The 22,597-nt window shown below is 60.5% G+C and carries 23 protein-coding genes and 5 pseudogenes; 12 read left to right on the plus strand and 16 right to left on the minus strand.

Features of this window, described 5'->3' with window-relative positions; translation table 11 throughout:
• Positions 1-234: 234 nt before the first annotated feature.
• Together MTX19_RS27520 and MTX19_RS27525 are read right to left on the minus strand one after the other, a co-directional pair.
• Positions 235-2,616: a hypothetical protein gene (locus MTX19_RS27520; RefSeq protein ID WP_280985560.1), complete on the minus strand. Its 2,382-nt coding sequence runs from the start codon at positions 2,614-2,616 to the stop codon at positions 235-237.
• Between the two features lie 295 nt (positions 2,617-2,911).
• Positions 2,912-3,466: pseudogene (locus tag MTX19_RS27525) on the minus strand (ParB/Srx family N-terminal domain-containing protein); the annotation flags it as partial.
• Positions 3,467-3,776: 310 nt separating this feature from the next.
• Here MTX19_RS27525 and MTX19_RS27530 point away from each other — a divergent pair.
• The 4 genes from MTX19_RS27530 to MTX19_RS27545 all read left to right on the plus strand — a co-directional run bounded on the left by MTX19_RS27530 (position 3,777) and on the right by MTX19_RS27545 (position 7,288).
• Complete coding sequence (locus MTX19_RS27530; protein WP_280980193.1) at positions 3,777-4,181, plus strand: hypothetical protein; 405 nt, start codon at positions 3,777-3,779, stop codon at positions 4,179-4,181.
• Complete coding sequence (locus tag MTX19_RS27535) at positions 4,144-5,238, plus strand: tetratricopeptide repeat protein (RefSeq protein WP_280980194.1); 1,095 nt, start codon at positions 4,144-4,146, stop codon at positions 5,236-5,238. Before MTX19_RS27530 ends, MTX19_RS27535 begins: the two co-directional genes overlap by 38 nt.
• Before the next feature lie 1,006 nt (positions 5,239-6,244).
• Positions 6,245-6,466, plus strand: coding sequence for a hypothetical protein (locus MTX19_RS27540; RefSeq protein ID WP_280980195.1), 222 nt, complete (start codon positions 6,245-6,247; stop codon positions 6,464-6,466).
• A gap of 639 nt (positions 6,467-7,105) precedes the next feature.
• The gene (locus MTX19_RS27545; protein WP_280980196.1) at positions 7,106-7,288 is read left to right on the plus strand and encodes a hypothetical protein; all 183 of its coding nucleotides are present in this window, start codon (positions 7,106-7,108) and stop codon (positions 7,286-7,288) included.
• Positions 7,289-7,301: 13 nt separating this feature from the next.
• Here the strand turns inward: MTX19_RS27545 and MTX19_RS27550 are convergent, their stop codons facing one another.
• The 5 genes from MTX19_RS27550 to MTX19_RS27570 form a co-directional block, all read right to left on the minus strand.
• Positions 7,302-7,484: a hypothetical protein gene (locus tag MTX19_RS27550; RefSeq protein WP_280980197.1), complete on the minus strand. Its 183-nt coding sequence runs from the start codon at positions 7,482-7,484 to the stop codon at positions 7,302-7,304.
• 688 nt (positions 7,485-8,172) lie between these two features.
• Positions 8,173-8,577: a hypothetical protein gene (locus tag MTX19_RS27555; RefSeq protein ID WP_280980198.1), complete on the minus strand. Its 405-nt coding sequence runs from the start codon at positions 8,575-8,577 to the stop codon at positions 8,173-8,175.
• A gap of 384 nt (positions 8,578-8,961) precedes the next feature.
• The gene (locus MTX19_RS27560) at positions 8,962-9,156 is read right to left on the minus strand and encodes a hypothetical protein (RefSeq protein ID WP_280980199.1); all 195 of its coding nucleotides are present in this window, start codon (positions 9,154-9,156) and stop codon (positions 8,962-8,964) included.
• A gap of 21 nt (positions 9,157-9,177) precedes the next feature.
• Positions 9,178-9,576, minus strand: a complete 399-nt coding sequence (locus MTX19_RS27565) for an SGNH/GDSL hydrolase family protein (protein WP_348638206.1) — start codon at positions 9,574-9,576, stop codon at positions 9,178-9,180.
• 32 nt (positions 9,577-9,608) lie between these two features.
• Positions 9,609-10,190, minus strand: coding sequence for a hypothetical protein (locus MTX19_RS27570; protein WP_280980201.1), 582 nt, complete (start codon positions 10,188-10,190; stop codon positions 9,609-9,611).
• A 450-nt stretch (positions 10,191-10,640) separates the two neighbouring features.
• Here MTX19_RS27570 and MTX19_RS27575 point away from each other — a divergent pair, with 450 nt between their 5' ends.
• The 3 genes and pseudogenes from MTX19_RS27575 to MTX19_RS39310 form a co-directional block, all read left to right on the plus strand.
• Entirely contained in the window at positions 10,641-12,365 is a 1,725-nt protein-coding gene (locus MTX19_RS27575) for an adenylate/guanylate cyclase domain-containing protein (protein ID WP_280980202.1), read from the plus strand.
• Positions 12,366-12,440: 75 nt separating this feature from the next.
• Entirely contained in the window at positions 12,441-12,890 is a 450-nt protein-coding gene (locus tag MTX19_RS27580; RefSeq protein WP_280980203.1) for a nuclear transport factor 2 family protein, read from the plus strand.
• 345 nt (positions 12,891-13,235) lie between these two features.
• A pseudogene (locus MTX19_RS39310) lies at positions 13,236-13,310 on the plus strand (PRC-barrel domain containing protein); the annotation flags it as partial.
• Between the two features lie 602 nt (positions 13,311-13,912).
• On the opposite strand, the gene MTX19_RS27585 reads toward MTX19_RS39310, so the two are convergent.
• The 8 genes from MTX19_RS27585 to MTX19_RS27620 form a co-directional block, all read right to left on the minus strand.
• Positions 13,913-14,068 (minus strand): hypothetical protein, encoded by a 156-nt coding sequence (locus tag MTX19_RS27585; RefSeq protein ID WP_280980204.1) that lies wholly within the window; start codon positions 14,066-14,068, stop codon positions 13,913-13,915.
• Positions 14,069-14,177: 109 nt separating this feature from the next.
• A complete protein-coding gene (locus MTX19_RS27590; RefSeq protein ID WP_280986142.1) occupies positions 14,178-14,558 on the minus strand; it encodes a DUF2255 family protein in 381 nt (126 codons plus the stop codon).
• A gap of 42 nt (positions 14,559-14,600) precedes the next feature.
• Positions 14,601-15,365: a glucose 1-dehydrogenase gene (locus MTX19_RS27595; RefSeq protein ID WP_280980205.1), complete on the minus strand. Its 765-nt coding sequence runs from the start codon at positions 15,363-15,365 to the stop codon at positions 14,601-14,603.
• Between the two features lie 8 nt (positions 15,366-15,373).
• Complete coding sequence (locus MTX19_RS27600) at positions 15,374-15,619, minus strand: aldo/keto reductase (RefSeq protein ID WP_280980206.1); 246 nt, start codon at positions 15,617-15,619, stop codon at positions 15,374-15,376.
• A gap of 13 nt (positions 15,620-15,632) precedes the next feature.
• Entirely contained in the window at positions 15,633-16,028 is a 396-nt protein-coding gene (locus MTX19_RS27605) for a cupin domain-containing protein (protein ID WP_280984895.1), read from the minus strand.
• 122 nt (positions 16,029-16,150) lie between these two features.
• Positions 16,151-16,849 carry a carboxymuconolactone decarboxylase family protein gene (locus MTX19_RS27610; RefSeq protein WP_348638365.1) on the minus strand — a complete coding sequence of 233 codons (699 nt, stop codon included), beginning with the start codon at positions 16,847-16,849 and terminating at the stop codon, positions 16,151-16,153.
• An 89-nt stretch (positions 16,850-16,938) separates the two neighbouring features.
• Positions 16,939-18,144: an arabinose transporter gene (locus MTX19_RS27615; RefSeq protein ID WP_280985563.1), complete on the minus strand. Its 1,206-nt coding sequence runs from the start codon at positions 18,142-18,144 to the stop codon at positions 16,939-16,941.
• 12 nt (positions 18,145-18,156) lie between these two features.
• On the minus strand, positions 18,157-18,903 hold the full coding sequence (locus tag MTX19_RS27620; RefSeq protein ID WP_280980208.1) for an SDR family oxidoreductase: 747 nt from the start codon (positions 18,901-18,903) through the stop codon (positions 18,157-18,159).
• Positions 18,904-19,020: 117 nt separating this feature from the next.
• On the opposite strand from MTX19_RS27620, the pseudogene MTX19_RS27625 reads away from it, so the two are divergent.
• The 3 genes and pseudogenes from MTX19_RS27625 (at position 19,021) to MTX19_RS27635 (ending at position 20,922) form a co-directional block, all read left to right on the plus strand.
• Positions 19,021-19,881, plus strand: a pseudogene (locus MTX19_RS27625) (LysR family transcriptional regulator).
• Between the two features lie 455 nt (positions 19,882-20,336).
• Positions 20,337-20,609, plus strand: coding sequence for a hypothetical protein (locus MTX19_RS27630; protein WP_280980209.1), 273 nt, complete (start codon positions 20,337-20,339; stop codon positions 20,607-20,609).
• 136 nt (positions 20,610-20,745) lie between these two features.
• Entirely contained in the window at positions 20,746-20,922 is a 177-nt protein-coding gene (locus tag MTX19_RS27635; protein WP_280985007.1) for a hypothetical protein, read from the plus strand.
• Between the two features lie 187 nt (positions 20,923-21,109).
• Here MTX19_RS27635 and MTX19_RS27640 read toward each other — a convergent pair.
• Positions 21,110-21,424: pseudogene (locus MTX19_RS27640) on the minus strand (FAD-binding protein); the annotation flags it as partial.
• A 214-nt stretch (positions 21,425-21,638) separates the two neighbouring features.
• Here MTX19_RS27640 and MTX19_RS27645 point away from each other — a divergent pair.
• A pseudogene (locus MTX19_RS27645) lies at positions 21,639-22,016 on the plus strand (AraC family ligand binding domain-containing protein); the annotation flags it as partial.
• 71 nt (positions 22,017-22,087) lie between these two features.
• Positions 22,088-22,447: a helix-turn-helix domain-containing protein gene (locus MTX19_RS27650; RefSeq protein WP_280980210.1), complete on the plus strand. Its 360-nt coding sequence runs from the start codon at positions 22,088-22,090 to the stop codon at positions 22,445-22,447.
• The last annotated feature ends 150 nt before the right edge of the window (positions 22,448-22,597 follow it).

Below are 22,597 nucleotides of genomic sequence, written 5' to 3' on the forward strand. Positions count from 1 at the left end.
GCTTTTGTGGCATAACGGACATTGCCGGACTTGGTGCTGGCTACGACCCGTCGAGAATGACCCTAACCTAACCTGCGTGGAAGGAACGCGTCGGCACGTCAGTCTTCAATCAGCACGAGGTTGCCGAAGAAGAATGTACACACATCAGTAGTTTCCCGTCGGCCCGGCGGCCTCCGCCGCGGTGTCTTATCGCGTCGGCGCCTTTTGCTGGACCTTGGCCCAGCGCGATAACATCTACGCATGAGGAGCGGTGCGGCTGGATGGCGTGCCGGCGCACACCAACAACACTCCGGGAGCGGCGATCAGGAGGTAGCATACGGCTCCGATCCTGAGCGTCGTATCGATACTGAAGGCAATGCTGGTGACCACGGCAACACTCGCGGCCAGAACGCCCGCCGCGCCATTGATGCCCCAGAACCACGGCGTGGGACCCGTGCTGATCGCCGAGACCAATCGCATGCCGGTGGGAAATCCAAAGCCCATCAGAAAGCCTGCCGGGGCCACGACAAGAACACAGAAGCCGGCGCGAACGAGAAGGCCCGCTCCATCGAGGTCGACCAGCAGCGCGGGTAGCCAGAACGGCAACGCAAACGAGTAAGCCGCACTCGCCACGCTCCAAGCCACGAGCCTGCCGGCCCCGGCAAGGCGCATGCGCTCGGATGCCATGCTGCCGAAGCCTGTCCAGAGGATCAGGCTGAACAGAACGACACTCAGCGCGTAGACGGGATGACCGAGGAAGACGCTCATTCGCTGCAAGAGAGCGATCTCAATCATCATGAAGCCGACCCCGATCAGGGCGAAATAGACGGTGCCGCCGATGGCCAACTGCCAGCCGGCTTCTCTGACCGTCGACCGCAACGGAATGATGATCGTAGCGGCGACGAGCGCAACCGAAATCACAACGAGCATGGCGAGGGTCAGCGTCGCGATGAGGTTTCCGGCGAACACCCCGGTGTGAGTGAAATGCGAGAACACGTTCGGATCGAACAGGGTGGTGAATCTCAACTGATTAAAAAAGAAGGGGCGCGCATCGGTCGGCGCCGTGAGGTCGAGATAGAAGCCGGTCGTCGCCTGGTCGAGTGAGCGACGGTCCGGAGCACTGACGATTTTCTCCAGCATAATGGAGAGCGCCGCCACGTCCGGGCTTAACAGCACCGTGAATTCATTGGCTGCGGCGGCGTCCTTGAGCACTCCGAGCGTCGCCGGAGAGAGTGGCGACTTCGTCACGATCAGTGTCGCCACGTTCCCTGCCGTGGCGAGGAATAGGTAGCGCCTGGGCTCAGCGGCGCCGTTTGCAAGAAGTGACGCGACGCCAAGACTGACCAATCGCCCGGTCTCGTTCACCTCGCCGGGCGCATACCAGCGGCTCACGGTAAACAGGCCGCCTGGATTCAGTCGACCGAGAAAACGTTGCCAGGCCTCAACGGTGTAAAGACCATTCTCCGTGAGCGTGAAGGCGCCGGCGCCCGTTGCCGCCCAGGTATCGATCAGGCTCATTTGGATGACATCGTAGGAGCGCCGGGTGCGTGCAAACCAGCTGCGCGCCTCGTCGACCTCGAACTTCACCCCATCCAACGCGGCGATCGCCGTATAGCCGGAAAACTGGTGCTCCAGGACGTCGATGATGATCGGATTGATCTCGACGCCCGTGATATCCCGCAGGCCGAAGAGACGTTGCGACAAGATGTCCCGACCGCCACCGACACCGATCACGGCACCGGTCTTCAGGCCCGGAATGGCGTAGGCGAGGTTGGTCACATCATAGCGCAGAAACTCCAGACTCGCGAGGTCTCCGTCGAAGCGGTACAGGGCAGTGCCGGCGCCGCCGTCGATATTCAGCGCTCGCTGCTCGATGGTCGAGCGCGGCAAGCGCGGAGAGGCGCCGAACATCGCTGGCGGGACCGTTTCGCTCTGCTTGACGGTGATGCGGGAAAATGAGTTCCAGCGATCGTAGGCAAGATCGGCGGACCGCTCCAAGTGATCCTTGATCATTGTGGGTCGAACGCCATGGGCTGTGAGCGTGTTGGCAATCGCAAAGAACAGGCACCCTGTGACGATGCTTCGGCGGTAGCGAAATAGCCTGGAACCAAGCGAAGCGGATTCGGGCAGGATGCCGAGTCCGGAGCCCGCGAACCCGAGCGCCGCGAATCCGATCAGCGCACCGACCCACAAGACCGCGGATGGCCCGCTCGTTACATTCAGGAGCACGAGGACACCGATGCACCCAGCGGCCGCGCCGACCAGATCCGCTCCGTAGACCTTTCCGATCGGGTGGGGGCTGCGCGTCAGCGCAAGGCTCACGACGATGCCCGAAAAGAAGAACGGAACGGCGAGACAGAGCGCGAATTCCGCCCAGGCGACCAGAGAGGTGACTGACGGCGAGGCGCCTGTCACCAACGTCAGCTGCACGAGGATGGCAAGATCGGTCGTTAACCCGAACGCCAGCGCCGCCACGGCTAAATCGTAGGACAATCGCTCCGGCCCGAACCTCTCCTTGCGGAAATAGACAAAAACTGCGCCCGCGGTCAGGCCGAACATGGCAATACTGATGACGAAGAAGGCCAGGTAGTACCAGGAGGTAACGGAAATGATCCTGGTCTCAATGATCTGCAGCATCAGCGTCGCTGCCGTCACCAGACCAAGGGCAACATAGAACCGGACGCGTGCTATTCCAAATCGCCACCGACGCTGCAGAGCGTCATCCGCAATTTCATCAAGTGTATGCTCTAAGGGATCCACATCCCCTACTCCGCACACACGCCCCCGTGTAAAATGAGTTGTGCCAATTCGTTTGTGGTTCAATGGGACTGAAAGCAAAAAGCCCGTGGCTCGCGTCATTTCGGCGCGCTGCGGTATTTGGTCGGTATCGGGGCATAGCGGACATCAGTAAGCCGCACGAACCAAACTCGATTTATGCGACGCGCCCTAGATATTCGGCGCAGATCGCGGCGAGCGCATTACCTTGCGGCGATCGGTTGGGATTGTCCGGGTCGTGCGGCTTGGTCGCCTTGGCGATGGCGCGCTCGACGATCCCGAATTGCTCTCCGTACAGAATGAACGTCATATCTCGGAATGGCGACCGATCGCCGTCCGGCAATTCGGGCATCTGCTCCAACTCGCTAACCCCAACGGACAGGCGCGATAGCTCGTCCTCGATTATGCCGGTCAGCGCGATCTCGAAACCGCCCTCGACGAGGTCGGCTAATTCGAGCCGCAGCATCTCGTCATCCCAATCGCTGGCATCGGTCAGGCGATTATCGGCGATGACGTAAGCGCGCTTTTGCTGATCGGTCCATCCGCGCGCCACGATGACCGGGACCTCGGTAAATCCCAACAGCTTGCCGGCGGCCAATCGGCCGCGCCCAGCCAGCACCATGCCGTCATCGGCCAACAAGATCGGCATCGTCCAGACCCATTGCCGGATTGGCGCCGCGATCTGCTCGAATTGCGCGGGCGAATGTCGGCGCGAATTGCGCTCAAGGGCCGTAAACGATCAACCGGCCATGTTTCCACGGCCGGCTTGCTGGTCATTGCATCCATGATTTGCCGCCTGTAGGGCCGCTTAACGGACGTCGGGTTTTGGGAAGCGAAGCGGAAATCATATGCTCCTTCCGAGCCTTGCCGGTTGTGATCCTCATTAGCGGGCGTCCGACAACCGGTGGATTGACGAAGCGAAAACTGGCCGAACTTTAGTCAGCGTCATTGACGGACCTTAAGCTCTGAAAATCTGCTATCTTCTCAGACGCGACTTCAACTCTCCGGGGCGGGAGGCGGAGGTGACGAACTCCGAGGTAAACGAGCCATCAGAGAAACCGGCGCCTGAAAGTGATCCGCCGGACAAAGCGCCATCAGACCGCAATTTCAAACGCCGGCTTTGGGCACGCTTGCGGTCTATCGGCGGCGCGCTTGCCTCGGTTGCCGCCGTCGGTGCGGTGGCCGGCGGCCTCGTTGGTTATTGGAATGTCTGGAAGACGGTCCGTACCGACGTTTTTCAGGAAGGGCAAAAGACACAGAGAGAGGCCACGGCTCGGCCGGATATTGTTCCTCGCCTGTCGCTTGTCGTGCTGCCATTTGCGAACCTCAACAATGATCCGGAGCAAGATTATTTCGCTGACGGTATTGCGACTGACCTGACGACCGATATTGCGCAAATGCCCGGCGCGTACGGCGTTTACCTATAAGAGCAAGCAGGTCGCCCTTAAGACGCTCGGCAAGGACCTTGGCATTCGCTGGGCCGTACAGGGCGCGGTGCAGCGGGCCGGAGATCAGGTTCGTTTGAATGTGTCACTTGTCGACCTGTCGACTGCCCGCAATGTCTGGTCGGACCGCTTTGACGGTGATCGGTCGAATCTTGCAGTCCTGCAGGAGCGGGTCACGGCGCGGCTCGCCCGCTCTCTCAACGTCCAACTCGTCGAGGCCGAAAGCCGGCGCGGCCGAATGGACAAGTCAACGAACCCAGATGCTGTTGATTTCAGCATGCGCGGCTGGGCGAAGCTCTATGAGCCCCGGACCAAGATAACGAACGCACAGGCAGAGGAACTGTTCGACAGCGCGCTGCGCCTCGATCCGGATAATATTGACGCAATGCTCGGGAAAGCGTCCTGCCTATCCGGTCGCGTGCTCAGCGGATGGTCAACGTCCGTGGTGGAGGACAAGAAGATCGCGACCAGCCTCATTGACATTGACCAAGTTCTTGCAAAACGCCCAGCAACCGCAAGCGCGCACGTAGCCCAGGGAAACATCTTGCAATATGGAAATCCCGAGGGGGCGTTGGCCGAATACGACGCCGCTTTGGAAATCGACCCTAATTCGCCGGTCGCGTATGGACAAAAGGGAGGCGCACTTATCTTGGTGGGACGTGCGCGCGAGGCGTTTTCCCCAGTTAAGATCGCTCTGCGCTTGAGTCCGAAGGATCCGTCCGCTGGCCTTTGGCACTTCTTCCTCTGTCATGCTCACACGCATCTACGCGAATATAACGAAGCCATGGAAGAATGTAGGCGTTCGATCGATCTGAACAAATCAATCTGGCCCTATGTCGATCTGGTTTCGGCTTACGGGGCCATGGGGCAACCGGAAATGGCCCAGAACATGTTAGGCGAATTGAATGCAATCCGACCGGACTTCACAGTCCATTGGCTCCAGCAATTCGGCTACGGCCTTTCGAGCAATCCGCAGTTTCGTCGGGAGTTCGACGGCATCCTCGATGGACTGAGAAAGGCTGGCGTTCGCGAGCAATAAGGCACCCCGACAGCTCGGTTCGCAGGGAGTTTGCGAGGAACCAAAGCCCAAAAACGCGGTCCCGAAATACGCAAAAGGCGGGCGGTCCCGCGTACCGCGTCGCCCTCCCTCCATTCAGGGGAACCACGGAAAGCTTGCGCGGCCCCTGTAGCGGTTGTTTCCCGTGACTGGAAACACGGTAAGGGATTCAAGGCATGGAGATACTTCGGTCCCGTTCTCGGGCCGCAAGAACTTCCCCCGAGAGAAAGAGTAAGGGTTCCTTCCGTAGTTCTCCGGCCGTGAACAAAGTTCCAGCCGCCTAGGTAACAATCCTGAATTTCGCGGTCAGGCCGAACGGCGCATAAATCCGGACATGACGCGCAACCTGCTTTTCAAGTGCCCGACTTCCGGCCTGAAGGTGCAGTCGGCTGGATGTCGTTGACGAAAATGAGCGTGCCGGCGACTATCGGGAAGTCGATTGCCCGGCTTGCGGCTCTTGCCATTTTATCAACAGGAAGACCGGCAAGGTCTTGGGCCAGAAGTAAGGTCGCCTCGCGGCGTCGCTGGTGGATGAGTTGCTAACGCTGCCCCGGGTGGCGGCCTTTTCTCGTCTGGTGCTGCCCTGGGTCTCCTAAGTAAGTAGCATTGCGGTGCATCAAATTCTGCCGCAACCTCAACCAAGGAGCGTGCAGCCGACGGGGGCAGCCTTGAAGCCATTGGCCCGATTTCCAATGCGATACATTTTGACGTCGGTTCTATTGGGTCTTGCTGTTTGGCTGACCATGGGACCGCCTCCGACGAATGGCGTGAAGCCCGGGCCGCTCGCGCACCGAACACCATAAAAGCATAGCCGCCTCTGGTCGATCGCGAGCTAGTCGACGGCCGTCACCGACGCGAAACACGGCCGCTCGCAGAGAGGTCGCGATCGCCATGGCGAGCCCACTCCGCCCAAACGCCTGCCGATTTTTCCGCAGGCCACCGGTTCCTGCGTTACAGTTCCTTTGGAACTGGGCTGGAGGGCGAGCACATGTCGATCTACCTGCACTTGCAAACCGACGCCATGGCGCCGAAAGAGGCCAGTCTTGTTACAAAGGCTTACGAGCAAGCGTTGCATACGTTGTGCGTCAAAGACCGCAATGATCCACTCACGGAGATGATCGCGAAGAAGATCATCGAGATCGCGCAGACCGGGGTCAAAGACGCGGCCCAGATTTCCGCTCTCGCGATCCATGAACTCGAAATACGGTAACGATCCTCGACGCTTGGAACCGAAACATTTTCGTCCTCGGGCGGTTTTCGGCTTATGGGACTTCGCAACATGCGAGGCGCGCTATGACCCGTCTGCCGCCGAGCGACATATTTCTCACCGTCACGATTATGAGCGTCACTTTCCTGATCGAGATCGCTTTTTTCGCCTATATCGGAGTGTTTTGAGCGGACATCGCGCGGAACCATCGAGGTTGCGGTTCCCGTCTGGACCCGTTGCGACGGCTTGTTCGTTAATCGTCATCACCGGCAAACTTTCCCGGCGCCGGTGGCTGAGAGAACCAACGACTCTCGCCGAACCCACACAGGAGAGAGCGATGCCCCGCAAGCGCTCTATCCCCCCTACGTTCCACGAACTCCTGTCCGCAGAGAAGGCGCGGCTCCAAGAGCAATTGAGCAATGCGCGTCAAAGACAAGAACGAGGATTGATCGAGCGAAGGCTGCGCCAGATCGAAACGGCGCTTCGGACGAACCGGTGGATGGCATCGGCCGAATTGCAGCCGCCCAGCTAAGCATGCCGACTGACCTCGGAGAGGGCGCCTCAATTCCGGCGAAAATTTTCCAAAGTTCCCCGCAACCATCCCTTTCGTTCGGCGTCATTGCTCGAAGTGCGGAGCGCGCTATGGACGACAACGCGGAACAACGAGAGCTTCAGGACCGCATCATGCGCTACCGCATGATGGAGCGCGAGGTGACTGATCCGCTCGCGCTCCGCCTGTTGCACGACATCGTTGCCGAATTAGAGGCGGCTCTGCCCCAACGGGTAGCCGATCGCTCGATCCGGTTCTCCGACCGTGAACGTTGAGATGGCCCCCGGGTTACGCAGCCCTTTTTGACGTGAGCTCCGACGCGGCCGCTCGCGCGGCCTCGGTGAGGCCGCCAAGGGTTCGATCGCCAGCCTCCGCGCATTTGATGATCCGGCGCGCGATGTGCCGGCGGGCCTTATGATCATCGGCACCCTTCGGCAGATGCTGACAGGCCCTTTCCAGCGCGACGTCCATATTGGCAAGGGTCCGACTGTCAAACCGGTCTGCAATGAGCATGATCGACTTCCCAAGTGATTGCTTCGGTGGAATGGGAGCTAGGCGGAAAGCGATACGCTAACTTGGCTTCGGTGCGGCGTCGATAGCTCAGTGATTACGCAAGAAATAAATCCGCCGCTCCCGCCCTGGCGGGACAGAATAACGGACAGTATTACTACGGCTCAAAAAGCGACCGCGACCCGGCCGGCCGCACGTAAGATCGCGACCTAGCTCCGATCGCAAAGGGAGAGACGCCATGTCGTCGCCCGTGTGTTCCGCATGCCACGTGGAACGGAAGCTCATCGCCGTCGTGCCTTTCACCAAGGATCACGACCTCCAGTCATTTGAATGTCCGGTCTGCTATTCTACCTTGCACCTGGTGGTACGACGGAAAGCGATGTCGGACCGAGTGCAAGGCCACGCCTAAGCGCCACCTGCCACCCGTAGTCTTTCGGATAGAAGTTCTACTCACACCGCAGCACAATCGCGGCATTCATAAAATTCATATTTTCCGTTCGCCCGGCCGTCTTTATTGGCGGCCGGGCTATTGCCTGCCCTATTACGTAAAAAACGCAGGTTCCGTAACGGAACGTTCACATGCAGGTCTTGGGTCTTGTAATGTCGGCTGGTCCCGCGCTCATCGGAAACCCCGCCATGTCAGTATCAATCAGCGCGAGCGCTTCGGTAGTTTCGGGAGTCTGTCAGGATTGAACGTTGGCAGCGGCGCGGCCTGCTCTGGCGCTGACGGCTGTTGTTCGCTGTAAATCAGCGTCCCCTCAAGGAGCACCCCCGGCGTCTGATCCGCCGTCGCCACGTAAGTGCCTATGTTTCCAGAGCACGTTCCCTCAAGTCGAAGCGTAAGGTCATCGGCGCCAAACACTGTTGCATGTCCTTCGGTATGCCGCTTGAGCGTTATGATCGCGGTGAACCTATCTCCGTCGACTTCACAAGAACCGCTATAGGACATGATGCTGTCACGGCCCCAAATTTTCCCGTCTGCAACATGGGCAATGCCGGTGCCTTGTCCCAGCGGGGTCTTGAACCACGCTGCATAAGTTCCGTCTTTGAGCATGGGAGTAGCCTCCCTCGGTGTTCGCAAGACCACCGAGATGATCGGCGCAACAGGGCTAAGGCTTGGTTAAATATCCGAAGGCTTAGTTAGTCTCCCAACGCCACGACTAACACGGGGATGGCGGTCCAGACGTCGCGCTCCTCGTTGGCCGGTCGGCATAGGCCATGACGCGCAGTCGATCCCACGCGAGCCGTAGGGGGGCACGGGCGCCGCACGCATGACCCTCACCGAGGTGCGGTTGATAACGACCGCAGAACGTCGGTGCTTTGATGACAATCATGGCCCCCGCCGCTGTTGCTGTACCGCTTCCTGCTGCGCAATGGAGAGCCGCCGCTCACCCCGGGACACGATCATCTTTGCCATTTCATCGAGCCGCGACTGCTTTCACTTGATCGCATCGTCAATGATGCGCCACTTCTCCTCATGCTCGCCACGCGGAACAAGCGATTTCGACAGCGCTTCGATCGCGCTGGCATTGCGCTTGCTGCGGTCTTCGGATTGCCGCTGCTCAAGGTTGAAGACGCGCTGCTCGATTGCAGCCGGTTCCAACCGATACCCCATTTCTCGCGCGTTGGGCACGATGGCATCCTTCGCCGCCGTCTATGCAGCCCACGCGGCGAGCGTATCGCCGACGAACGTCCCGAGCGCTGCATAGCCGGCCGTGTTGGGATGGTTCTTGTTGTACATGTAGCCGAGCGCGTTCATCGCATCCCAGCTTGTGAACTTCGCATACTGGTCGAGCAGCGGCAGATTGTTCGATTGCGCCACCGACGTGATCGCCTGCCGGACATTCTGCTGAGTCGTATCGGTGATGTTCGAGACCGTGTTGCAGGGATTGCCCGTCATGAGCATGACCGCTGCGCCGCCGGCTTTCGCTGTGTTGATCAACGTCTGCAGATTGGTCGGGTAGGTCGTGTTATACGTGGTCGGCGAAAGCAGCGCGTCGTTGATCGTAAAGTCGAGGATGACAAGATCGGCCGTCGCGCAGAGGTCCTGCATGCACGGCAAGGGCGACCATGGATTTGCGTTGACTAGCCCATCGGATGCTTGGCTGGACCCACGGCCGATGTTGATCGCATCGATCTGCGCCAGCGTGCTGTTATAGGCGCGATAGCCGATAAAGAACGCGTGCTAGTGACGCGCTTGATCGCAAGTTTATGCGTGCCGACCGATCCGCAGCGGATCGTCGTTTTCCGCAACAGGCTCGAACCCGCCTGATTGAGCATAACCGCGGCGCCGCCATCGACCACATAGGAGATTGAGCCGCCGGTCGAGACGATGAGATCGAATATCTCGAAGTTATCGACCGGCATCTGCGGCGTGATCGAGATCGCGCCGGTGGTGTCGGCCGTATTCGTGAAGCAGCAGCCGCCGGCCGTGGTCGAGGTCGAAAGTGCCCAACCGCCGGAGCAGGAAAAACCGGACTCGTACGATGTCGGCGACTGAAAGTCCGAGATCAGTGTAACGGTCGAGTTCGCACTACTCGCGAATAGGTTCTCGTAGTTGTCCGGGATGCCGAGCGCCGCAAGGCGCTTCGCCAGGATGGTCGGCCGGCACCGCTCTTTTGCGTTGATCCGGTTGTTGGTGCCGCTGTCGCCCCGCCCTCGCCCCATGTCGTGCTATCGCCGACGCAAACGATGCGCCCGCGCCCGGTGCCGCCCTGCACGCGCGCAATTGCCGTCTTGAGTCTCGCGAACTGCGCTGTGCTGAAATTAACTTGTCCAGCCTGCATCGTCGGGCCCGGCGGGATCGCGATCCGTTTGGCGCGGCTTCCGAGCCGCAGACCGTGCTGGAGAGACCAATCCGCCTCACGCCAGCTTCCACGCGATCCTGTCGCCCGAATTCACGAAGATGTCCTCGGGTCGACCCCATGCCGGGTCGTAGTAGCGCAGCGAATGCGAAGACCCTGGCCGCGGATTCCGTCCTACCACGTGGGGCCCTCCCGCGATTAGCGCTCACAGCTGCGCAACAAAGTGCTAAACTGCTTTCCGTCCGGTGGTTAGTCTGGTCGTTTAGAGGGTACCGTGACCGAGCAGCGGGTTCAAAGGCGACTAGCCGCAATCTTGGCCGCTGACGTGGTCGGTTATTCCGCGCTCATGGAACGCGACGAGGAAGCCACCTACGCCGAGTTCGAACGGCTTAAGCAAGAGCTGATCGGGCCTAGCCTCTCCCGCCATGAGGGCCGACTTATCAAGACAACGGGTGACGGCGCCCTCGCCGAATTCGCGAGTCCCTTAGCCGCTGTGAGATGTGCGGTTGAGATACAGGATCGTCCCGCCTCAGACCGCAGTCGCCTCAAGTTGCGCGTCGGGCTTAACCTTGGTGACGTCATCGTTGGTCAGGAGGGTGACCTTTACGGCGACGGGATCAACATTGCTGTTCGGCTGGAGGGCATCGCCGATCCGGGCGGCATCCTGATTTCTGAGAAGGTGTTCAGCGAAGTCGAAGGTAAGCTGGACGTTGGCTTCGAGGATCGCGGCGAGCAGCAGCTCAAGAACATCTCCAAGCCAGTCCGCGCTTACGCTGTACGCTCGGGAGCGCACAGCACGCTGGCCGAGAGGCTAAGTGAGGCTCCTACACTCCCGGACAAGCCTTCTATCGCCGTGCTGCCGTTCGAAAACATGAGCGGCGATCCCGAGCAGGAGTATTTCGCCGATGGCATCGTCGAGGACATCATAACTGCCTTGTCGCGCGTGCCCTCGATCTTCGTGATCGCGCGCAATTCGAGCTTTTCGTACAAGGGGATGAGCCCCGACATTCGCCAGGTTGGGCGCGAATTGGGCGTGCGCTACGTGCTGGAAGGAAGCGTACGCAAGTCGGGGGCCCGCGTGCGCATCACCGGTCAGCTGGTTGAGGCCGCGACGGGCGCGCACATCTGGGCCGAAAAGATCGACGGCGGCGTCGAGGACGTGTTCGACTTACAGGATAAGGTGACCGCAAGTGTGGTGGCGGCGATCGAGCCGCGGCTGCTCACCCGCGAGATGGAACGCGCACGCCAAAAGCCAACCGGGAATCTCAAGGCCTATGATTTCTTCCTCCGCGCGCTCGCGAACCTACATCGGGCGACGCGGGAGCCAATCGAAGAGGCACTGCGACTGGTGGAGCGGGCGATTGCCCTCGATCCCGATTACGCGATGGCGATCGCGCTCAAGGCGCGGCTTGTCTACCGATTGAAGGTGATCGGCGTCATCGCACCCTCCGACCCGCGGCTCGAGGAGGCCGCTATGTTCGCGTGGGCTGCTGCCGAGAAGAGACACGACGACCCCGACGTGCTGTGGCTTGCAGGATTCGTGATCGCTCTCGCGGGCGGAGACTTCGCAGGCGGCACGGCGCTCATCGAGCGCTCCCTTGCGTTGCATCCGAACTCCGCCGATGCGCTTGCGGCGCACGGCCTGATACAGGCCTATCTCGGAAAGGCGGAGAGCGCGACAGCGAGTCTCGACAAGGCGATGCGGCTCAACCCCGTGCTGAGCGCCGCCTATCTGGCGCTTGTCGGGTACGCCACCCTCTCGTTCGTGCAGGGCGATTACGAAACGGCGCTCGCGTGGGTGACGAAGTCGCTCCACGAGAACCCGCGCTGGCGGATTGCGCTACAGCTGCGCGCTGCCTGCCTCGGGTTGTTGGGCCGTATCGACGAGGCGCGCGAGGCCATGCGAAACTTCCTCGCGGCGAACCCGAACGAGACACTTGCCACCATGCGCGCCTATCTGCAGACCTCATTTCAAGATGCCGCAAGCCTCGACGCCTATCTGGAGGGCCTTCGGAGGGCTGGTTTGCCCGCGGCATGACGCTAGAGCATGGCGGTGCGGCTATGGCGAGCGCCGCCCGCGCACGCCACCAGGTGGTCGAACGAGGACAAGGCCATGACACGGACATCTTTGGCTTCGATGGTTCTGCTTTGCGTTGTTATGTTCAGCATCGCTCCTGAGTCGCACGCCGAATCCCTCACAGACGAGATGGCGGCCCTCAATGCTCGATGGGATGCCGCCATCAACGATCCGAATCCCGATGCTTTGCTGCCCATGTATTCTTCTGACGCAAGATTGATGCCGCCTGGCGCGCCGCCGGCCACTGGTCCAGTCGCGATCCGAGATTTCTTCGCCGCCAGAGGAAAAAGCGTCAGAGACCACAGGCTTCAGCTTGTGGACGTATTGGAAATCGGGAACTACGCCTACGTCAGTTCCCGGTTCACCGCACTATTGGTGAAGGACGGCGGAGAAACAACAAGACTGTCGGGAAGCACCGTCAAATTGTATGAGCACCAGATAGACGGCCAATGGAAGATCAAGTCCCATATGTTTGTTCGGGAATAGCCTTCTGAATGTCGGCAAGCGATCGACGACACTCCTTCTTCAAGACCGGGACTTGGCGTTTACTCCGGCGCGATCACGAAGGCCGCCGTAAGTCTCGTGTGTCGGCGTAGAAGATCGTAGAAACGGCTACATTCGGCGGCCTTGGCGCGCCATTCAGAACAAAACTGCGAACTCATATGTAATTGAAATTGTTATCTAAATCCTTTTCAAGAAATCATATGGGCAGCTTAGCAGCGTCCCTTTCTTCGTCGAGCTGCTCATGTCGAGGGTTCCGGTTGGCTCATCAACCCGCCCTCTTGGACGAGCACGCCCGGAAATGGTCCGGATGCTCGGCTTTAAGCCACGGAATTGCACGGCCTACGAATTTCGATCAGAGGCCACGAAGGCAGGTGGCCAGTCTCAACGATCAAGTTGGCGCAGATGGATTCACCCCGCTCGCGCTCAGTGGCAGGAGCAGCGGCGCTTCTAGCTTCTCGAGGCCTGCGTATCGCATCGATCGGCAGACTCGCGCACGTCTTGCGGCGATGCTGCGCTAGATCACCTCCCCGGGCATCTCCTCGGCTTCCTCTTTCGCTAGCTAGCAGCAACAGCATCTCAATCCCCATCTCACCTTCCTGAGGTGACGTGATGAATTTGATTTCCTCCGCCCTTTCCTGAAGCGCAGCAATCATCGCGAGAGCTTGGTTAGCTGTCGGCGCTTCAGCCGCCGAGACCTCTCGTTGGTTCTTCGGTATAAACCCAATTGTGTAGGACATTGCTCCCTCCCTGCAGAAAGCTGTCCGATAGTAGATCGTAATAGTGGCGTGATTTCTACGAAAATCCCGGGGTAACTACGGGGTCGGCCTCCGGTTTGCGGCATAGATTTACGGGAAGTTTGGCTCTGCGTGATGTGACACGAAGGCGCGGCGGCTGGTGCAAGCGCATAGGCGAGCCCGGCTGGCAGGGGCAGTCGCAGTTCGCCCCGCGCCGCCTTCTGGCGTTCCCCTTGGTGAAGGCGCATCCGAAGCTGATGCCAGTCCCGGTTATTGCGGGCCAAGCGAGAAGCGTCGAGGCTCACCACAAGACCGGCGTTGCCAAGGCCGATCTCGGCGCTCCGATCGGATCGCCGCTTCGATCTGCTCTTTCACCGCCGCCTTGTAGGCATCGAGTTGTGCCGGATCAATCTCGATCTCGGCCACTCGCACGTAAGGTTCGTTGGAGTCCTGAGCGACGGCGGGAGCGCTTAGCGATTCCATCATTGTCGCACCGAGGACGAGAAGTTGCCTCGCGTCCGAATTAACCTCCTTTTCAGCCCGCGTCGGAGCGGGGATTGATTCTGATCGTCGCCAACCTCGCGCGTTCGCCGATCATGGGATCGAGATATGGGCTGGTGCGATACTTCGACCGATAGGCCTCGTCGATGCGGTCGTTGATTTTGCCCTCGACCGGCTCGAAGGTGACTTCCTTTGTCATTCCTGCGGCAGTGATCCGACCGGCCTTTTGGGTCAGGGCCGCCTGATACCAACGGGATTGTCGGCCGCTGTAGGCCCGCACATACAGAGTGTCGTCGACAACGACCGACCAGATCCATGTCGGAGTGCCATAGGTCTTCCCGTCGGGCCGGAACGGCGCGATGTGGAGATCGTCGCTGACGGCGATCTCGCGAAGCTCGTCTTTGGACCAAGACATGGCATGTCTCCTCAAATACTGAACAAACGGGATCATAACCGGTTACTGCGCTAACACGCCTCCATCGACAGCCATGGCATGGCCGACCATGAAACTGGCGGCCGGAGTGCAGAGCCACACGATGGCCGATGCGATTTCTTGGGGCTCGCCGAAACGTCCGATTGGCTCCCGCGCCATCATGGCCTTCACGATCTCAGGATCGTAATTCTTGGTGACCGCGGCAGCCATCGGAGTGTTGATGATTCCCGGGCACACCGCGTTTATACGAATCCCTTGCGCAGCGTAGTCGAGCGCAGCCGAACGCGTCAGGCCAATGACGGCGTGCTTGCTTGCCGAATAGGCACTTCGCCCTTTCGAACCAACCATCCCGCCAATCGAGGAGCAATTGACAATTGCACCGCTCCCCTGCGCGGTCATTTGACGAAGTTCCGCCTTCATACAGTTCCAGACGCCGCGAAGATTCACATTGATGATGCGATCGAACTCCTCGTCGCTTGTATCCATCAAGGATCGGCTCTCACAATTGACACCCGCATTGTTGACCGCCGCATCCAGCCGGCCGAACGTGGACATCGTCTGATCAATCATTGCCGCGACATTGGAGCTGTGGGCGACGTTGCAGCAGATTGCGAGCGCCTTGCGGCCGGCAGCGAGCAGCCTCTCTGCAGCGGAGCGGACGGCATCCTCATTCACATCAGCCAGTGCGACGGCCGCTCCGGTTTCGGCGAAGGCTTGTGCTGTCGCGAGGCCGATTCCAGCGCCCGCGCCAGTAACGAGAGCCACCTTCCCTTCCAGGCAAATATTCATGGCAAGGTTCACTCCTCAACTGTGATTGGGAAAGTCGCCACGTGCACCAGTTCGGGGTCGGGGCCGCTACGCCTCCCAGAGTCCAGGGCGTCTATCGCGGCGATGTCTTCCGCACTCAGCCTGAAATCGAAAATTTCGAAATTCTCGGCTATGCGAGCTGGTCGAAACAACTTGCGGATTGCGCAAATCCTGTGCTCGATGTGCCAGCGCAGGGCGACGCTGGCGGCCATGTGACAGATGACGTGCGGCTTCATGCCGGCCTCGCAATCACTTGCGGTACTGCTCGTCGCTGACTTTCTCCAGCCAGTCGCCGTTCTTGCCGTTGAGCGATTCCTGGATGGCAATGTGGCTCATCGCGGTGGTCGGCGTCGCGCCGTGCCAATGCTTGAGCCCCGGTGGAATCCAGATGACGTCGCCAGGCCGGACTTCCTCAATCGGCCCGCCGTCGCGTTGCACCCATCCCAGTCCTGACGTGATGACCAGTGTCTGGCCGAGTGGATGCGTGTGCCAATTGGTGCGAGCGCCAGGCTCGAAGGTGACGTGGCCCGCTCCCACTCGTGCCGGCTCGGGCGCCTGAAACAGCGGATCCACACGGACCGATCCGGTGAACCAGTCCGCCGGGCCCTTGGTGGCGGGGCGCGAGCCGTTCCGTTTGATCTCGATATCCATATCCGTCCTCCTTGCGTCGGTGGTCGGCATTTCCGCCGCCGACGTGTCGATTGCAGTCAAGGCCGCGAATCCAGCTGCGGTTGCGGCTATGACTCTCCGGCGCGAGTACGTCCGCATCATTTGCTGGCGGGCCGTTTCTCGATGACGTCCTTGACGACGGGCGCCGCGGAGAATGCGTGAGGCCAGCCGGCATAGAAGGCGAGATGGCCGAGTAGTTCGCCCGCCTCTTCGCGCGTCAATCCATTATCCATCGCCCGGTTCAGGTGGTACGTGATCTGAGCGACCTGTCCGGTCGCGACGAGCGCGCTGACGGTAACGAGACTGCGATCCCGCGGAGCGAGGCCCGGCCTCAACCAGAGATCCCTAAACAGCACGTCGGTCGTGTACTGGACGAGGCTTGGCGTGATCTGGGCGAATTGTTCTCCGACACGCGTCGCCCTCTGCTTCTCCGCCGCTTCGTCGATGAGCAGTTGCGGTCCCGATGCTGGCGGGAGTTGATCAGCTCCGATGTTGCGGCTCTTGAAGATGCTCCGTGTCGCCGGAAGCGCATCCATCGCGTTGGCCCAGCCAGTGTAGAACGCCAAGTGTGTAACGATTTCGGAGATCTCGGCCGGCTTGACACCATTGTCGAGCGCGAGATTGAGATAGAAGGGCAGTTCGACGGTCTGATCGCGTGCGATCAGAGCCGCAAGAGTGACGATGCTACGATCTCGGGGCGAAAGGCTCGGCCGCTTCCAGAGATCGCCCAGAACAACCTTTTGGGCATACTTCTCGAGCGCCGGCGCGACGGTACGGATGTCTTCGGATTCTGACATGGGATTAGCTCCTTCGACGGTTGTCTGTTGCCCAGCGGCTGCTCCGCCAATGATCAAGCAGAACGAAAACAAGGATGCTGCGAGCAATCTCATTGCGGCCCTCCCTCCAGCTTTGCCGGGTGCACGATTAGCCATGACGCGACGATTGCAGCGCAGAGCACGGTGACGGCGCTGGCAAGGAACACGACGTTCAGCCTTGCACCAATCGCGATCAGTCCGAGCGCCGGGCTCGCAACGCCTTGGGCGAAGTCGAGAAACGCGGTGTATGCTCCCATAGCCAAACCGCGGCTCTGTGCGGGCACGCGGCGGACCGCTTCCACGCCCAAGCCGGGATAGACCAGTGAGAAACCGAATCCTGTGAGCGCGGCTCCGAGCAGGGCCATCTCGGGCCCGGCGGCCAGCCAGATGAGCGCCTGGCCAGCTGCTTCAGTCAATGCACAGACCAGCGCGACTCTCGCGCCACCGATTGTATCCGCCATATGGCTGAAGAAGATGCGCGCCAGAATGAATGCGATGGCATAAGCGGTGTAGGCGAGCCATCCGTTGGACCATCCCCGGTTTGCGAACAGCAAGGCGGCGAACGTGGTCACCGCGCCGAAGCCTACGCTGCCAAGCGCCGAGCCGAAGCCCGGTACCCATACCGCACCCAGCACCTTGAGGAACGAGAGGCGAGTTCGGGGCGCCGGAGCAACTGCGGGAAGGAACGCGACCAACGCCAGTGTGGCGAGTGGAGCCAACGCCGTGCCAAACGCGATCGCCGCAAAGCCGTAATCGGCATAGAGCGCGGATCCAGCCGGCGCACCGATCGCGAAGGCTGCGAACATCGCGGAGCCGACCCAGGCGATGACCCTGCCCGTGTTTCTGGAATCGACGAGCGCCAGCCCCCAACTCACCGTAGCCGTGATGATGAAACTCTCGGCGCCTCCGAGCAAGCCTCGCCCAACCAAGAGAATCGAGACCGAGGTGAGCGGAGCACTCTCTAAGCAGAGCGACAGCAGATAAAGCAAACCGGACGCCGCTGCTGCCAGCAGGCCGACGATCACTGCACGCTTTGCTCCGCGGCTGTCCGAATATTGGCCCGCCCATGGCCGCAAGATCAGGGATGCACCGAACTGACTGCCGGCGACGAGGCCGACTACGAATGTGCCAAAACCCAGCCCATTGTGGACGTGAAGTGGGAGGACCGGCATCGCGGCACCGATCACGAGAAAGGCGACGAAGACCACCGCCATGATCGGCAACAACGTCGCCGCAATGCGATGGGCAACCATCTCTTCCACAGCAATGACCGACATGCTGGCCGCGCTTCAGAGTTCTTGCCTGGTCGGCCGGTAGAGGATTTCGTTGATGTCCACGTCCTCCGGCTGGCTGATCGCGAACGCGACGGCTCGTGCGAACGAGTCGGCTGGCACGGCTACCTGCGAATAGAAGGTACTGACACGCGTCCTGGCATCGGGATCGGTGATGCTGTTGGGAAGCTCGGTGGCGACAGCGCCTGGTGAAATCACCGTCGTCCGGATGTTGTACGGTTTGACCTCCTGGCGCAGCCCCTCGGACAGCGCGCGCACGGCATGTTTCGTTGCTGCATAGACGGCAAAGCCAGGCCCGACCCTGTGGCCTGCTACCGAAGAAACGTTGATGAAGTGGCCAGACTTCTGCCGCTGCATATGTGGCAGCGCCGCGGCGATCCCGTACAGCACGCCCTTGATGTTGACGTCGATCATACGGTCCCACTCGTCCACCTTTAGTCGTTCGAGCAGTGCCTGCGGCATCAGGCCTGCGTTGTTGATCATGACATCGACGCGACCATAGGTCTGAACTGCTGAATCGACGAGAGCCTTGACCTGCTCGCGCCGGGTAACGTCCGTCGTGACGGCGAGGGCCTTGCCCCGACGGGACTCCAGCTCCTTCGCCAGCGACTGCAGCCGGTCGGCGCGCCTGGCCCCGAGCACGACGGTTGCGCCTTGGGCGGAAAGCAGCCGCGCCGTGGCCTCGCCCAACCCGCTGCTCGCCCCTGTCACCACCACGATCTTGTCTTTGATTCCTTCGGTCATTGCCTCGTGTCTCCCTGTTGACACGCCGTCTCCTGGCTGCTGACCCAAACCTAAGCCTTCCGCCCTCCCCTGATTAGGTGATAGATTTCGAATGCAGTCATTAGGAGCGCTAATCAAATGCATCGAGAAGACGCGAGCGATCTCCTGGCCTTCCTGGCAGTGGCAAGAGAACGCAATTTCACGCGCGCAGCGGCCAAGCTCGGTATGACGCAGTCGGCACGAGCTAGATCATCCGCAACCTCGAAGAACGCATGAATCGCACGACCCGGAGCGTCACCCCAACTCGTTCCTAAAGATCGGGCCGAAGTTCGAGGAGATGGATGCCGAGCTGGCGGGCTTGAGCGAATTGCGGGAGAAGCCCGCCGGCACGATCCGGATCACGGCGACGGAATACGCGGCTCAGGCCATTCTGATGCCGGGAAGATTCTTCCGAGCTACCCCGACATCAAGGTCGAGGTGCTGATCGACTACGGCCTCACGAACATCGTCGCCGCCCAGTACGATGCGGGGATTCGTCCCGGCGAATTGGTCGCGAAGGATATGATCGCCGTGAGAGTGGGGCCGGATCTTCGCATGGCTGTCGTCGGCGCACCGTCCCATTTCGAGGGCCGGAAGAGGCCTCGCACCCCGCAGGACCTGACGCAACACAACTGCATCAACCTGCGCCTACCTACGCACGGCGGCAGTTTGTACGCTTGGGAGTTCGAGAAGAACGGGCGCGATCTTCACGTCCGTGTCGATGGGCAACTGGTTTTCAACGGGGCGCGCGCGCTGCTCGACGCCGCGCTAAAGGGTTTCGGTCTGGCCTATCTGATGGAAGGCCACGTTCAGCCTTATCTCTCACAAGGCCGCCTTATACGGGTGCTCGCGGACTGGTGCCCGCCGTTCTCTGGGTACCACCTATACTACCCCAGCCGACGGCAGCCTTCGCCGGCTTTCTCCCTCCTGGTGGACACGCTTCGCTACAAGGGACGCTGACTCGAGCCCAGATTGCGGTGGGGCTGCCGCGTTGTAGCCATCACAGCAGCTGCGATACGCACCCAATATGTAATGGCTCTTTCCCTGTTCTCATCGTCCAATGCAATTCGCACCTCGTGCTCTAATTGCCACCATCAGGAGCACAAGATCGTGGTGGATCATACGTTTGGTGTCGAAAATCGTGGCGCAGCGTAGCGGGGGAGGGACGCGCTACCAGGTCCAAAACGCAAGCGAAATCCTTAAGTTTTCCAGCACGTTGGCCGGATTGGGGTAGCGGAAGTGTCGGTGTTACATCCCACCCGGATGTCTCACCGTCCCCGCGCCCCGGAAAGGCTCTTCGTGGCTCGTCCCTCCTATCTCGCCCGGCGCGGCGACGGTCGCTACTTCCTGCAAATTCGGTTGTCCGTCCTGCTGCAGGAGTTTCTGCGGCCGGCGGGGCGCAACGCCAGCACAAGATGAAAGGCCGGGGCGAGGCAGAGGCGGTCGTTCGGTTCGCGATCGATTTCCTCGGCGATCCGCGCATGAACGAGCTCACCGACGAGAAGTGGAAGCTGCTCGACGATGCGCTCCCGGACATTCCCAACCGCGACAACATCCCAGCTGAATCTTCGAAGTCGCTGTTCCAGCGCTACAAATACGCTGAAACTCACGGCTGGTCGCAGCTCACTCGCGTCAGGCTGAAGCGCATCCTGCGGCCTCGAAGCAGTTTGCGCATTCATCCGGTGTGAAGGTGTGGAAGGCGTCTGCGATAGCTGTTTCCAAGGTTTCGATAGTTCTGGCGGCGGCCTTGCGCAGCCGCGATTGTGTCGACTGCGATTGGATCTGAGTCATTCGTGCTCGATTGGAGTCTGCAGGCGGGCCGTGGTGGACATGTCGTTGCCACGCATTCGCCGAGGAAAGCGACACCCAAGCGACATCCGCCTGATGCTGCCGCAGGACGGGCAATACGACACGGCGAAGCCCCAGAAAGTCCACATCGTCGACGTCGGCATCGCCATCCAGAAGCGCCGCGGCGTCGAGGTCGGCCCAAGTGGGTGTTGAGGAGAACAAATTTCCCTGAAAGCCGGCGCGGCGCAGTGCGAGCCGTGCAGCGGACTAGGTCCAGTCGCCCGAGAAGGTCAATCACCACCCTGCTCCCGGGCGGCAGTCCGTAGGCGCGCGCTACGCGCGCTGCGTCGTGCGGGAAGCCGCCACTCGCCAGCACCACCGCACGGCGGGCGACGATGCTGTACTCACCCCTCGCATCTCGCACCACGACGCCCGTGACGGCACCATTCTCAGTGACGAGCCGCTGCGCGGGCGTTGCTGTAAGCAGAGGAATGCGCAGATCGAACACGGTCTTCGCCAGACGCGCTGCGAGCGCATTACCACTCGTAATCTTGACGCCGCGACTGTAGAGAACGAGATCTTTGATGTGACTAGCAAGCCGCTTGGCAACATAGATCGCTGAAGTCACCACGAGCACATCGCACGACAGATCACGATCCTGTCCTGGCATTGGCATGTCCTCCTGCGGCCATCGCTTGTTTCGCAACGCGCTCATACGGAGTCTGGATAGGTCCGCGATCCGACTTGGCCAATGGACGAAATCCCTTTTGTGTTGTACTTTTCATGAGTGCGCGGGCGAACGGCCGTCACCCCAACACGTCCTGGAGAGGTCACCGATATGATCCCGCACTACTTCCTCTACGAGGAATCGGCACCGAAGGTCGAACCTTCATTCCTGCACATCGAGCCAATTCCCGTGCGTACATAATTGGACAATTCAGACGCACGCACACCCCGATCACCATCAAGTACCGGCGATCAGCAAGGGCGGCGGTGCGATCGAGGTTGAAGGGCAAAGTTGGGAGCTTTCGCCGCCGGCGCTGGTGATCATCCCGGCGCTCACGATCCACGCAATTCGCTTCAAGCCTGGCACCGACGGATACGTCGTCACGGTGACTCCGCCTTTCCTTCAATCCGCGCTCGACGACGATCCCGAGCCTGTCGGCGGCTTTCGTCTCCCGGCGCGGTTTCTCCCGGAGCAAATCGGGAGCGACATCGACCTGATCGGGCTCTTTGCCGCGCTCGAGCATGAGTTCGTCTGGTTCGCTCCAGGTCGGCGCGCGGCAATTAAGGCCTATCTGCGCTGATCGCGGTCACAAATTGCCGCCTGCTCGCCCAGGAACGCGCCCGCCCCGTTGCTATGGCGCGCGATGCCGATATGGTGATGCGTTTTCGCGAACTCATCGAGCAGCATTATCGCGACCACCCGCCACTCGGCTTCTATGCCCGCAAGTTGGGGGTCACCACTGCACGTCTCAATTCGTGTTGCCGTGTCACGACAGGCAGGTCGTCATTAGCGCTAATCAACGATCGGTTGCTAACTGAGGCCAAGCGCAGCCTGCTCTATTCCGATATGACCGTGAATGAAATCGGCGTCGCGCTCGGCTATGATGACGCGGCCTACTTCAACCGGTTCTTCTCCCGAAGAGTAGGCCTGCCGCCCGGCCGCTTCCGCGACACCCCCTATCTCGGAACGGCCGAAGTTGACCGCGTTCATTGGATCAAGCTCGAGCTCTGACTCCGTCCAGAGAACATTCAGCCCCACGCCCTGATAGCTTCTTCAGCAGAGATGCTCTCCGCCATGGAAGAAGAGTGGATCATCCATGGCGTGCAAGACAATCGGGGAGCGGGACGCCGGCTGCAATAGGCCCGCATGCTCAATGAACGA

Source organism: Bradyrhizobium sp. ISRA464 (genome assembly GCF_029910095.1).
Classification (GTDB): domain Bacteria; phylum Pseudomonadota; class Alphaproteobacteria; order Rhizobiales; family Xanthobacteraceae; genus Bradyrhizobium.

Bases quoted from the DNA above. Each gene is read 5' to 3' on its own strand.
- MTX19_RS27630 (WP_280980209.1), top strand. From the start codon at position 20,337: ATGAAAGGCCGGGGCGAGGCAGAGGCGGTCGTTCGGTTCGCGATCGAT.
- MTX19_RS27600 (WP_280980206.1), bottom strand. From the start codon at position 15,619: ATGAAGCCGCACGTCATCTGTCACATGGCCGCCAGCGTCGCCCTGCGC.
- MTX19_RS27590 (WP_280986142.1), bottom strand. From the start codon at position 14,558: ATGTCTTGGTCCAAAGACGAGCTTCGCGAGATCGCCGTCAGCGACGAT.
- MTX19_RS27610 (WP_348638365.1), bottom strand. From the start codon at position 16,849: ATGTCAGAATCCGAAGACATCCGTACCGTCGCGCCGGCGCTCGAGAAG.
- MTX19_RS27620 (WP_280980208.1), bottom strand. From the start codon at position 18,903: ATGACCGAAGGAATCAAAGACAAGATCGTGGTGGTGACAGGGGCGAGC.
- MTX19_RS27545 (WP_280980196.1), top strand. From the start codon at position 7,106: ATGGACGACAACGCGGAACAACGAGAGCTTCAGGACCGCATCATGCGC.
- MTX19_RS27520 (WP_280985560.1), bottom strand. From the start codon at position 2,616: ATGCTGCAGATCATTGAGACCAGGATCATTTCCGTTACCTCCTGGTAC.
- MTX19_RS27565 (WP_348638206.1), bottom strand. From the start codon at position 9,576: ATGCAGGACCTCTGCGCGACGGCCGATCTTGTCATCCTCGACTTTACG.
- MTX19_RS27555 (WP_280980198.1), bottom strand. From the start codon at position 8,577: ATGCTCAAAGACGGAACTTATGCAGCGTGGTTCAAGACCCCGCTGGGA.
- MTX19_RS27550 (WP_280980197.1), bottom strand. From the start codon at position 7,484: ATGGACGTCGCGCTGGAAAGGGCCTGTCAGCATCTGCCGAAGGGTGCC.
- MTX19_RS27650 (WP_280980210.1), top strand. From the start codon at position 22,088: ATGGTGATGCGTTTTCGCGAACTCATCGAGCAGCATTATCGCGACCAC.
- MTX19_RS27540 (WP_280980195.1), top strand. From the start codon at position 6,245: ATGTCGATCTACCTGCACTTGCAAACCGACGCCATGGCGCCGAAAGAG.
- MTX19_RS27615 (WP_280985563.1), bottom strand. From the start codon at position 18,144: ATGTCGGTCATTGCTGTGGAAGAGATGGTTGCCCATCGCATTGCGGCG.
- MTX19_RS27580 (WP_280980203.1), top strand. From the start codon at position 12,441: ATGACACGGACATCTTTGGCTTCGATGGTTCTGCTTTGCGTTGTTATG.
- MTX19_RS27595 (WP_280980205.1), bottom strand. From the start codon at position 15,365: ATGAATATTTGCCTGGAAGGGAAGGTGGCTCTCGTTACTGGCGCGGGC.
- MTX19_RS27570 (WP_280980201.1), bottom strand. From the start codon at position 10,190: ATGGGGCGAGGGCGGGGCGACAGCGGCACCAACAACCGGATCAACGCA.